The organism is Sphaerisporangium flaviroseum (genome assembly GCF_039537005.1).
Classification (GTDB): domain Bacteria; phylum Actinomycetota; class Actinomycetes; order Streptosporangiales; family Streptosporangiaceae; genus Sphaerisporangium; species Sphaerisporangium flaviroseum.
In genome coordinates, this window is the sequence record NZ_BAAAZR010000002.1 from 1,054,527 (window position 1) to 1,067,032 (window position 12,506).

The window sequence follows — 12,506 nt, forward strand, 5'->3', positions numbered from 1 at the left end:
GCCGACCGAGCAGCGTGGGCGGTGAGTGCCCCCTAAGCGGCCTTGCACAGCATGGTTTGACATGCCGTCATCGGGCGGCGAGGGTATGGGGCTGGCTTTTCAGGGACCGCAAGGGACAGGACCAGTGGGATCGCACAGCGCAGTCCGGATGCCATGCAACGGTCCGCCTCATTCAAAGGAACTTGCGGCTATCTCGTGACCGGTATTGAGCGATAAGGTTCGTGGAAACGGATTGCGACCTGTATCAAGTCCACTGACATAGAATCCCCGTGCAGTCATCCTTAAAATCATAATCTCGCAGCCCGAGGTTTCGTTCGCAGGAGGTGATCGCTGTTCCGAAGACGCCTGAGTATCCCTTGGTATCCCATCGCCATGGGTGGCTCTTGCTCCCAGGTGGATGCGAGAGATCGGGCCCGGTCAAGATTAGCGGCATATTGGGGATAAGATTGCCGTTATCGACTCGAATGGGCTTTGATCTCTCGACAAGTCCGCGTAGGTCGAGAAGTTCCTCAGGGGATAGCTCATTTTTGAGTGTCGCGAAGAGGAGAAGACAGCGTACATCTTTCTCGGAAAGCTTCTGTTGTAGAAACTCCAGATTGGAGATGTCGTTTGCATCAATCCGATTCGCGGTCTTGACTTCGCCGAGCACGGCGGTCCAGTCGCGATCAGGAAGGTAGGCCGCAACGTCGACCTCGATCTTGCGCTTACCAAGCGATACTTCAAGTCCGAACATATGAGGCAGTGAAGGCTCCTCGACGTGCCTCAACTGCCTCAACAAAGAAGTAGTCGCTAGCGCCGGAAGTAGGGCTTGGACCTGATCGGCGCGCAGGTGTGCTGCCAACCTGTAGCGCCACTCGGGTTGAGTAAGTGAGTGAGAGAGGGCGAGGTTGAAGGGTTGCCCGCAGAACTCACATGTCATTGTCGTGGCCAAGTCATCGGCTGACACGTGGCGTTCTACTCGGCAATGGCTGCAATGAACGTTCAGGGTTGGAACGAATAGTCCACTGTGGAACAAGTAGTTTACCGCTCTTATCGCATAGTCCTTTGGCTCCAAGGTGTGTTCAAACAGCGGATCTGGCCACCCGCCTTTGTTGTCCTCCATCGTCCGGCGAAGGTATGGGAGCGGCACGCCAGTGTTTTTCCCCGCCGCAAGCTGAACCACTGCACGCAACCCGGGCTGGTTGAAGACGCCGCTGAATGGTCCGCCGAACTTCTCGGCCGCGCGGGATTGAAACTTGCCCACGTCTGACTGCGACGTCGTCACAGCGTCGTCGTCAAAGAGAAGATGCATAACGTCATGGTTGTAGACAAAGGGAACGCCCACATGGTCATTATCAGCGTCGATTCCAAGCACAATTCCTGAGTGCGCCACGCGCGCGTGCTCGATTCCATCCCTTCCAGAGGCATGTTGAAGCAGCGAGGAGTGGCGGCGATAGGGCGGTATGGAGGCCGTCAATCGAGGGTCTTGCCCCGTTACGCTGTGCAATTCAATGTCTGCTGCGATCGCGCCATGGGAGTAGGCGCGAGGTGCGCCTCTGAGAGGGAGAGTGGGGAGGGCGACATCGATCCAGCGAGCCTCCGGTCTGAAGTCGGCGCGAATAGAACGATTGAACGGCGTTCTAAGTCCTTGGAAGAGGAAGCGTGGCCAGCTTCCACGCGCCGCGGGTCGCACTTTTGCACTGTCCCGTTCAGCTGCTGATCGGATTGCTATCGAGGTTTCGTCAGACGCGTCCTCAAGTCCCCAGACGGGTATAACTCGTGGAACAGATTCTTTGCCGCTACCCGTTTGCATCTCGATGCTGGGGAGAGTCGATGACAAAAGGACACTCAGGAGCTCTGCGGTCCCATCGGCGGGCACGCCTATAATCTTCGTACCGTACGTGCGCATGTTCCAGAACTCGACAACGTCCGCTGGATGTTGGGGGCGGATGATATAGACGCCGATGAAATTGTCGAGGTAAGCGCGTGGCTTCGGTTGTACATGGAGCGAAGTAGCCTCAAGTGCGCCAATGATTGATGTGCTCACTTCGGGACGCGAAAAACACTGGGTATATGGCGCAAGTCGCGGTCCCGTGTCATCAAGTGTCGGAGACAGTGGTAGGCCGAGGCAGTCTGGGAGGCCCCAGGTTGCCGCAAGCGTCAGGTCGGCAGGGTCATCCGAGGCCCACGTGGGTTGGACGAAATCAGCCGATGAATCAATGAACGAGCGGACCGGGAGCAGGCCTTTTCTGTAGCCGTCCTCCTCGCCAAACGGTCCCCAAGGGCCGCCGCCGGTCCACCTCCATCCGGGCTTTCTTAGGAGATCACCGAGGGGTCCGTCAAGCACATCCGCATGGAGGGAATCAACGTCGTACTGCCCACCAAGTATTTCTAATTCAGCTATTGGCGCGCCTATGTCGAAAATCGGCATATAACGGCCACCCCACACTGAGCTGAGATTGCCGATAGCCGCGCGGACCGCCTCAGCAGAGGAAGTATCCGCAAGAACACCGACGCGCCATGGGCGGATCATTACGCGCCCTCGTGCCTCCGCCACGCCCTGTGTCATGTTCTGATCGTAGGGTCACCCTCGACAGCGCCGCGCCAAAAGAGAGCGAGAGTGATGTGCTGGGCGGGTTGATCTCATGAAGGGAGGTGTCTGCTGGCAGGAGCTGGCTTACACGCGAGAGGTCGCTGGTCAGCCTGGTGATGCTACCAGCAGCAATGACCTTGCTGTCGTCTCCGCAACCATCTAGGAGTTGGCTCCCTCCGGAAGCTGGCGTGCGTGTCTAACTGAGTGACAACACCAGGGCGCGAGCCCGCACATCTGCGAACGTCGACGGATGCATCGCGCCTAGTGACAGCGATGTTGAACGTGATCCAACAATCGTGATCATTGCTTCACACCGAAGAGGTCACTGGTTCGATCCCAGTATCGCCCACACAGGTCATAGGCCGCTTCCCTTCTGGGGAAGTGGCCTTTTTGATCTTCTGAGTGATCAGGCGAGACCCGTGCCGGACGCCGCCCATGTGACCGGATACCCGGCGCGGCATCCCGAGTAACAGGTGACGATGTGCGTCAGCCTGGCCCGCGCCTGCTCCGGCGGTGATCGTTCAAGCCGATGAGCCGGCGGTGTCCCACCGGCCCGGTCACGCACACACTCCGTTGAGATCCGTCGAATCGTTTCGAGTTCTGGACGGTATCGGGCTGAGCCGAGGGCGGCCCTCGGGGGACGTGCGGGACCGCACCGTGAAAGTTTCATACTCATTTCGCCACTGTCTCTGGAAAAGCCTACCCAATCTTCGCCGGGGCTTGAAGGGGTGAGACGCCTAGGACATGATCAGGGTCACGTGGAGCTGGGGACCCGTGGTCGGCGCGGCGAGACCTTCGCTCGATGGATAAGCAAACATCCGCCTCCGATCTGATGGATAAGCATGCTTGATAGTCACAGTGAGCGGTCCGGTGGTCGGTTCGAATCGATTCGAATCACAGGGCTCGTCCCGGCCACGTGGCCAGAGGGGCAGGCCACGTGCTGAAGATGGCCGGCATCGGCAAGAGCTTTCTGGGCGTCCGGGTTCTCAACGCGGTCGATCTGGAGGCGTCCGCCGGCGAGGTCCACGCGGTGGTGGGGGAGAACGGCGCGGGCAAGTCGACGCTCATGAAGATCCTCGCCGGGGTGCACACCCCGGACGAGGGGACGATCGAGATCGACGGCCGGAGCGTGACGTTCAGGCACCCGGTCGAGGCGCAGCGGGCCGGGGTGACGATCATCTACCAGGAGCTCACCCTGCTGCCGCAGCGGACGGTGGCCGAGAACGTCTTCCTCGGCCGGGAACCCGTCCGGCGGGGGCTGGTCGACCGGAAGGCGATGGAATGGGCGACCGGTGAGCTGCTGAGCTCGCTCGGGGAGGAGTCGTTCGGGCCGCGGGATCTCGTCCGGCGGCTCTCGGTCGCGCAGCAGCAGGTCGTCGAGATCGCCAAGGCGGTGTCGCTGAACGCCCGGATCGTGGTGATGGACGAGCCGACCGCCGCCCTGGCCGGCCACGAGGTGGAGCTGCTCTACACGCTGGTGCGGCGGCTCACCGGGCGCGGCATCGCGGTCCTGTACATCTCGCACCGCCTTCGCGAGGTCTTCGAGCTCGCCGATCGCATCACCGTGCTCAAGGACGGCGCCCGGGTCACCACCGCGGAGGCCTCGACCCTGGACACCGCGGCCCTGGTCCGGCTGATGGTCGGCCGGGAGTTGGACTCCTACTACCCTCCCCGGGCGGCGGAACCGCCCGGAGAGGTGCTGCTGAGCGTGCGCGGCGGCGGAAACGCCAGACTGCACGGCATCGACCTCGACCTGCGCGCGGGAGAGATCGTCGGGGTGGCCGGACTGCAGGGCTCGGGCCGCACCGAGCTGGCCAAGGCGCTGTTCGGCGCGGAGCCCTTCACCAGCGGTGAGATGACGCCCCGCCGTCCCCGCTCGGCCCGCGAGGGCATCGCCGCGGGGATCGGCCTGGTCACCGAGGACCGCAAGGCCGAAGGGCTTCTGCTGAACCAGCGGGTGCGCGACAACGCCCTGCTCGTGGCCCGGGCCACCGGGAAGCACCGGCCCGGGATCGAGAAGCTGCTCGAACGCGTGCGGCTCAACCCGCCCCGGCCCACCCAGGAGGTCCGGCTGTTGTCGGGGGGCAACCAGCAGAAGGTCGTGCTGGCCAAATGGATGATGGTCGCGCCGCGCGTCCTGCTGTTCGACGAACCCACCCGTGGCGTCGACGTCGGCGCCAAGGCCGCCGTCCACGAGCTGATGCGCGAACTCGCCCGCGACGGCATGGCCATCTTGATGATCTCCTCCGAGCTTCCCGAACTCATCGGCATGAGCGATCGCATCGTGGTGCTGCGGGACGGCCGGATCGCCGGAGAGCTGCCGGCCGGCTCCACCGAGGAGTCCGTGATGCGCCTGGCGGCCGCGTCATGACCGAGCAGTTGAAGCTCCGGCGCGTCCCGGCCCAGGGCTCGTTTCTCCGGCGGCTGTCGGCCGACCGGCCCGCGCGTGCCGTCTACGTGGCGCTGGCCCTGCTCATCGTGCTGGGCTGGCTGCTGTTCGCTCTGGACGGCGGGCAGTTCCTCAGCCAGGAGAACATCGTCGGCATCCAGCAGCGATCGGCGGCACTGGGCATCGTCGCGGTAGGTCAGACCTTGGTGATCCTGGCCGGAAGCCTGGACCTCTCGGTGGCCTACCTGATCAGCCTGACCTCGCTGGTCGCGGCCGAGCTCATGGCGGGCGCCGGCGCGCGCGTGCCGGTCGCGGTCGCGGCGGTGCTGGCGGTGAGCGCGTTGACCGGACTGGTGAACGGCCTGATCGTCACCAGGCTCCGGGTGCACGCCTTCATCGCCACGCTCGGCGTCGCGCTGATCATCAGAGGGGCGCTCGACGAGCGGTACGACGGGCCGGCGGGCAGCGTGCCCGAGTCCTTCCAGCATCTGGGGTACGACCGCATCGGGCCGGTGCCGGTGTCGGCGCTGCTGCTGGCCGCGGTGGCGGCGTCCGCGTGGATCCTGCTCAGCCGGACGCGACTGGGATACCGGATCTACGCGGTGGGCGGGGACACCGAGGTCGCGCGGCTGTCCGGCGTCCGTACCGAGCGGGTCGTGGTCGCCGCCCACGTGCTCTGCTCGGTCTGCGCCGGGATCGCCGGACTGCTGCTCGCCTCCCGGCTCGGAGCCGGTGCGCCGACGGTCGGGACCGACGGCGGATACGACCTGGAGTCGATCGCCGCGGTGGTGCTCGGCGGGACCGCCCTGGCCGGCGGCCGCGGCGGGGTCGCCGGGACCGTCGGCGGAGTCCTGATCCTGGCCGTCCTCGACAGCATCTTCAACCAGATGGAGGTCAACTCCTTCGCCAAGGACGTCGTGCGGGGCGTGGTCCTGGTGGCCGCCCTGGCGATCTACGCGCGCAGGAGGCGGGCCGCATGAGACGTGCGCTGCCGATCTTCGTGGTGCTGGGTGGACTGCTGGTCGCGATCGCGGTCGTCAACCCGTACTTCCTGGAGCCGCCCGCCTTCCTCGCCTTCGTCAAACGGGCCGCTCCGCTGGTGATCCTCGCGGCCGGGCAGTACTTCGTCATCGTGTCCGGCGAGTTCGACCTGTCGGTCGGCTCCCTCGTCACCGCCGAGGTGGTGATCGCCGCCCGGCTCATCGACGGGTCCGCGGAGGCGACCTGGCCCGTGCTGGCCCTGTTGATCGTTTTCGGGCTGCTCATCGGGCTGGTCAACGGGGTCGTCTCCACCCTGCTCCGCGTTCCGTCGTTCATCACGACGCTCGGGATGCTGCTGATCCTGTCGGGAGCGATCTTCCTGTGGACGGGCGGCGCGCCCCGGGGCGCCCTGTCCCCGCAGTTCCGGGAGCTGGGCCGGGGGAGTCTGGGCCCGGTGCCCTGGTCGGTGCTGATCCTCGTCGTGGTGGCGGCGGCCGCCGTCTACGTGATGCGCGCCGGTTTCGGCCACACGTTGGTCGCGGCGGGCGACAACGACCGGGCCGCGGCTCTGTCCGGTGTCCGCGTCGCCCGGGTGCGGACGGTGGCGTTCATGATCTCCGGGCTGTCGGCGGCGGTCGCCGCGATCCTGCTCGGTGGCTTCGCCGGGGTGTCGGCACAGGTCGGCCAGGGTCTGGAGTTCCAGGCCATCACCGCTGTCGTGCTCGGCGGCGTGGCCCTCGGGGGCGGCCGCGGCTCCGTGGTCGCCGCGATGGCGGGCGCCTTCACCCTGGAGGCGCTGTTCACCCTGCTCAACCTGTACGGCGTCTCGGGGGCGCTGGAGCCTGCCGTACAGGGCGTGATCATCATCGCCGCGGTGGCGCTGGGAGCCATGAGCCTCCCGCGCAGGAGAGCCGCGGCCACCTCGTGATGGAAGGAAGACCATGCCTTCATATTCGCGGCGGTTCCTCGCCGCCGCCGCGCTGGCCGTGCTGACGTTGCCGGCGACGGCGTGCACCAGCGACAGACCTTCGCCCTCCGCCTCCGCCTCCGCCGCGCCGGCCGGGTCCGCCGGGCCGGCGGACAAGGGCACCGGAGCGCAGTCGAAGTTCTTCGTGCAGGCCGACCACGACGCCCAGATGGCGATGCGCCGGGCCGAGCCGACCGGCTCGCCGGACAAGCCGTGGGAGCAGAGCATCGATCCGCGGCTCGTCGACACCGCCGAGTACAAGAAGGCGGGGCCGTACCACCTGTGCTTCTCCAACGCCGCGGTCAACAACCCCTGGCGGCAGGTCGGCTGGAAGACCATGCAGGCGGAGGTCGCCCTGCACAAGGAGATCACGCGCTTCACCGCCCTGGACGCCGAAGGCAAGGACGACAAGCAGATCTCCGACATCGAGGAGCTGCGGAGCAAGGGCTGCGACGTGCTGATCATCTCGCCCAACACCACGGCGACGCTGACTCCCGCGGTGTCCGGGGCCTGCCCGAAGGTGCCGGTCATCGTGTTCGACCGGGGCGTCCAGACCGACTGCCCGGTCACCTTCATCAAGCCGATCGGCGGGTACGCCTTCGGCGCCGAGGCGGCCGAGTTCCTCATCGACAAGGTGCCGCCCGGCGGGAAGATCCTGGCGCTGCGCATCCTGCCCGGGGTGGACGTGCTGGAGACCCGCTGGTCGGCGGCGAAGGTCGCGTTCGACAAGAGCGACCTCGAGGTCGTCGGCGTGGAGTTCACCGACGGCGACGCCGCGAAGACCAAGAGCATCGTCAGCGACTACATCCAGCGCCACGGCAAGATCGACGGAGTCTGGATGGACGCGGGCGCCACCGCCGTCGCGGCCGTCGAGGCGTTCGAGGACGCGGGCCGGCCCGTACCGCCGATCAACGGCGAGGACCAGCAGGACTTCCTGGCGAAGTGGAGCGAGGCGAAGCTCACCGCGATCGCCCCGACCTATCCGACGTACCAGTGGCGTACCCCCGTCATCGCGGCGCTCAAGATCCTCAAGGGTGAGCAGGTGCCGAAGGTCTGGAACCTTCCGCAACCGACGATCACTCAGGAGAACCTCCCCACCTACCTCAAGCCCGGCATGCCGCCGCTGCACTACGCCCTGTGCGGCTGTGAGGACCTGCCCGGCTACCCCGAGAAGTGGGGCGGCGCGTCGTGATCGGCGTCAACACGTGGGTCTGGGTCTCGCCGCTCACCGATGACCTCCTGGCCGCACTCGCGCCGCGGATCGCGGAGTGGGGCTTCGACGTCGCCGAACTGCCGGTCGAGCACCCCGGTGACTGGGATCCGGAGCGGGCCGCGGCCCTCCTGGACGGTCTCGGTCTCGGCGCCTCGGTGGTGCTCACGATGCCACCGGGACGCGAGCTCGTCGGCACCTCGCCGCAGGGCGTCCAGGAGACCCAGGACTATCTGCGGCACTGCGTGGATGTGGCGGTGACCGTCGGTGCGCCGGCGGTCAGCGGTCCCGCCTACGCCTCGGTCGGCCGGGCCTGGCGTATGAGCCCGGACGAGCGGCGGGCGCTCTACGCCGAGCTGAGGGAGAACCTGAAACCGGTCGTCGCCTACGCGGCGGAACGCGGGGTCCGGATCGGTGTCGAACCGCTCAACCGGTACGAGACCAGCGTCATCAACACCGTCGAGCAGGCGCTCGAAGCACTCCCGGAGGAATGTGGGCTCGCCCTCGACACCTACCACATGAACATCGAGGAGAGGGATCCCCCGCGGGCCGTCCGGCTGGCGGGCGCCCGGATCGCGCACCTCCAGGTGTGCGGGACCGACCGCGGCGCCCCCGGCGGCGACCACTTCGACTGGCCGGGCTTCGCCGCGGCCGTCCGCGACGTGGGCTACCGCGGCCCGCTCGTGATCGAGTCCTTCACCGCCGGCAACCAGGCCATCGCCACCGCCGCATCCGTCTGGCGTCCCCTCGCCCCCAGCCAGGACGCCCTCGCGACCGAGGGCCTGGCCTTCCTCCGCACCCTCACGACGTGACCGACCGCCCGAGCCACGACGGCTCATCCCCTTCGCACCCCCAACTCCCACCATCCCGAGGAGACCATCCATGCGAAGACCACGCCTGCTTCTCGCCCTCGTCGCGGCCCTGTCAGGGCTGCTGCTGTCGTTGACGCCGCCGGTGGCGAACGCGGCCGCCCCGCAGTTCAAGGTGCTGTTGTTCAGCAAGACCGCGAGCGGCGCCTACCGGCACGACTCCATCTCCGCCGGTATCACGATGTTCCAGCAGATGGCGACCGACAACAACTTCCAGCTCGACCGCAGCGAGGACTCCTCCGTCTTCACGTCGGCGACCCTGAACACCTACGACGCGATCATCATGTTCCAGACCAGCGGCATGGTGTGGGACAACGACGCCCAGCGTCAGGCGTTCCAGGCCTACGTGCGCGCCGGGCACGGCGTCGTCGCGATCCACAACGCCACCGACATGAACATCGAGGCACAGTTCCCCTGGTGGGACCAGGTCGCGCTGGCCGGCGCGCACATGACCGCGCACTCGGCCACCGTGCAGGGCACCGCCAAGGTGGCCGACAAGGTCCACCCCTCCACCAAGGGCCTGCCTGATCGATGGGTGCGCACCGAGGAGTGGTACAACTTCGACAAGAACATGCGCGGCTCGGTGCACGTGCTGGTGACCGCCGACGAGACCACCTATGACGCGGGGTCCAGCAGGATGGGCGCCGACCACCCGATCTCCTGGTGTCACAACCCGGAGGGCGGCCGGGTGTGGGCGACCGCGATGGGCCACCAGGCGTCCTCCTACTCTGAGACGCTGTTCAAGCAGCACCTGCTGGGTGGCGTGACATGGGCGGCCGGCGCGGCGAACGGTGACTGCGGCGGCACGATCGCGGCCCGCTACCAGAAGGTGACCCTCGACGGCGCGCCGGACCAGCCGATGGAGCTGGACGTGGCCGCCGACGGCCGGGTCTTCTACATCTCGCGATCGGGCAAGGTGAACCTGATCCCCGCGGGCGGCGGGGCCACGCGCGTCATCGGCACCCTGTCGGTGTACGACGGCGGTGAGGACGGCGGGATCGGGCTGGCACTGGATCCGAACTTCGCCACCAACGGCTGGATCTACGTCAACTACTCGCCGTCCGGTGGCGGTGAGGTGAACCGTGTGTCGCGGTTCACCTTCAACGGCACCAGCCTCGACCTGGCGAGTGAGAAGAGGGTCATCGAGGTTCCGGCGTACCGCAACGTCGACGAGCCGGGCCACACCGGTGGCTACCTCGCGTTCGGCCCGGGCGGCAACCTGTACATCGGCCCGGGTGACGACACCAATCCCAACGGGTCCAGCGGCTACGCCCCGATCGACGAGCGGCAAGGCCGGGAGCACTTCGACGCCCAGCGGTCCTCTGCCAACACCAACGACCTGCGTGGCAAGATCCTGCGCATCCACCCCGAGGCCGACGGCACCTACACGACCCCGTCCGGCAACATGTTCGCGCCGGGCACCGCGAGGACGCGGCCGGAGATCTACGCGATGGGCTTCCGCAACCCGTTCCGCTTCTCGGTCGACAAGGTCACCGGCTGGATCTCGGTGGGGGACTACGGTCCCGACGCGGGCAGCGCCAACGCCAACCGCGGCCCCGAGGGCACGGTCGAGTGGAACCTCATCAAGCAGCCGGGCTTCTACGGCTGGCCCTACTGCGTCGGCAACAACATCCCGTTCAACGACTTCAACTTCGCCACCAACACCTCGGGGGCGAAGTTCAACTGCTCGGCGGCGGTCAACAACTCGCCCAACAACACCGGCCTGACGACCCTGCCCGCGGCCCAGCCCGCGACGGTGTGGTACAACTACCACGCCTCGGCCGAGTTCCCCGAGATCAACTGCTGCGGCGGCGCGGGCCCGATGGGCGGGCCGTTCTACCGCTACGACGCGGCCAGCACCTCCGACCGCAAGTTCCCCGAGTACTACAACGGCACGCCGTTCCTCTACGAATGGAGCCGCAACTTCGTCAAGGAGCTCCGCCTGGACTCCTCCGGCAACCTGCTGAAGATCAACCCCTTCGTGGCGCAGATCGCTCCGCACGCGCCGATCGACATGAAGTTCGGCCCGGACGGCGCACTGTACATGGCCGACTGGGGCAACGGCTTCGGCCACGCGAACACCGACGACAGCATCTACCGCATCGACTACGTGGTGGGAAGCCGCGCTCCCACGGCCAAGGCGAGCGCCAACCCCGACTCGGGCAACGCGCCGCTCACGGTGGCGTTCTCCTCGGCCGGCTCGTCCGACCCCGACGGCGACCCGATCACCTACAGCTGGGACTTCGGCGACGGCGGGACCTCCACCAGCGCCAACCCGTCCCACACCTACTCCGCCAACGGCACCTACACCGTCAGGCTGACCGTACGGGACTCGACCGGGAAGACGGGCACCATCACGTTGTCCGTCGTCGTCGGCAACACCCGGCCCCGGATCGTCTTCTCGGCTCCGCCCGACGGCGGGTTCTTCGACTTCGGCGACACGATGCCCTACACCGTCACTGTCACCGATCCCGAGGACGGCACCATCGACTGCGCCAGAGTCAACGTGATCACCGCGCTGGGCCATGACCAGCACGCCCACGACACCGGTCAGTACACCGGTTGCACCGGGACGGTCACGACCACCGCCTCCGGCCACGACGAGGCCGCCAACGTCTACTACGCCCTGATCGCCGACTACACCGACAGGGGCGGCCTGAAGGGCACCGCCGGCATCACGCTCCAGCCCAGGCACAAGCAGGCGGAGCACTTCACCGGCTCGTCCGGGATCCGGATCGTCGACCAGGCCGGAGCCGAGGGCGGCAGGCGCGTCGGCGACATCTCCAACAACGACTGGATCTCCTTCACACCGATCAACCTGTCCGGGATCGAGACGGTGTCCTTCCGCGTCTCCGCGCCGTCCAGCACCGGGGCGTCCATCGAGCTGCGCGCCGACTCGCCGACCGGGACGCTCATCGCCTCCAGTTCCGTGCCGGCGACCGGAGGATGGGACACCTACGTGAACCTGCCCGCGGTGCGGGTCACCGACCCCGGTGGCACCCGCAACGTCTACGTCGTGTTCAAGGCGCCGACGGCGAACGCGTTCGACTTCGACTCGTTCACCGTCGCCGGCGGGTCGTCCAACCCGTCGCCCACGCCCACTCCGACCGCCCCGGGGAGCGCGAGCGCGCTGCGGGGTGTGGCGTCGAACCGGTGCCTGGACGTCAACGGCGCCTCACAGTCCAACGGCGCCCTGGCGCAGATCTGGGACTGCAACGGGCAGGCCAACCAGCAGTGGACCCCCACCGCCTCCGGTGAGCTGCGGGTCTACGGCAACAAGTGCCTGGACGTCAACGGCGCCGGCACCGCGGACGGCACCGCGGTGAACATCTGGGACTGCAACGGCCAGAACAACCAGAAATGGCGCCTCAACTCCGACGGCACCATCACCGCCATCGGGGCGAACAAGTGCCTGAACGTCAGCGGCACCGCCAACGGCACCAAGGCGCAGATCTGGACGTGCAACGGCCAGAACAACCAGAAGTGGACCCGCGTCTGACCGCGATGTGAGGCCCCGA

7 protein-coding genes are annotated in these 12,506 nt (G+C 66.8%); 6 read left to right on the forward strand and 1 reads right to left on the reverse strand.

Annotated features, from left to right (window positions below):
* Positions 1–244 precede the first annotated feature (244 nt).
* Positions 245–2,410: a hypothetical protein gene (locus ABD810_RS10875; RefSeq protein WP_344937495.1), complete on the reverse strand. Its 2,166-nt coding sequence runs from the start codon at positions 2,408–2,410 to the stop codon at positions 245–247.
* Between the two features lie 1,108 nt (positions 2,411–3,518).
* Here ABD810_RS10875 and ABD810_RS10880 point away from each other — a divergent pair.
* The 6 genes from ABD810_RS10880 to ABD810_RS10905 all read left to right on the forward strand — a co-directional run bounded on the left by ABD810_RS10880 (position 3,519) and on the right by ABD810_RS10905 (position 12,487).
* The gene (locus ABD810_RS10880; protein WP_344937588.1) at positions 3,519–4,943 is read left to right on the forward strand and encodes a sugar ABC transporter ATP-binding protein; all 1,425 of its coding nucleotides are present in this window, start codon (positions 3,519–3,521) and stop codon (positions 4,941–4,943) included.
* Entirely contained in the window at positions 4,940–5,941 is a 1,002-nt protein-coding gene (locus tag ABD810_RS10885) for an ABC transporter permease (RefSeq protein ID WP_344937497.1), read from the forward strand. The genes ABD810_RS10880 and ABD810_RS10885 overlap by 4 nt, the downstream gene beginning before the upstream one ends.
* Positions 5,938–6,870, forward strand: coding sequence for an ABC transporter permease (locus ABD810_RS10890; protein ID WP_344937499.1), 933 nt, complete (start codon positions 5,938–5,940; stop codon positions 6,868–6,870). The genes ABD810_RS10885 and ABD810_RS10890 overlap by 4 nt, the downstream gene beginning before the upstream one ends.
* Positions 6,871–6,883: 13 nt before the next feature.
* A complete protein-coding gene (locus ABD810_RS10895) occupies positions 6,884–8,101 on the forward strand; it encodes an ABC transporter substrate-binding protein (protein WP_344937501.1) in 1,218 nt (405 codons plus the stop codon).
* Positions 8,098–8,931, forward strand: coding sequence for a sugar phosphate isomerase/epimerase family protein (locus tag ABD810_RS10900; RefSeq protein WP_344937502.1), 834 nt, complete (start codon positions 8,098–8,100; stop codon positions 8,929–8,931). The genes ABD810_RS10895 and ABD810_RS10900 overlap by 4 nt, the downstream gene beginning before the upstream one ends.
* A gap of 70 nt (positions 8,932–9,001) precedes the next feature.
* A complete protein-coding gene (locus ABD810_RS10905) occupies positions 9,002–12,487 on the forward strand; it encodes a ThuA domain-containing protein (protein WP_344937503.1) in 3,486 nt (1,161 codons plus the stop codon).
* The last annotated feature ends 19 nt before the right edge of the window (positions 12,488–12,506 follow it).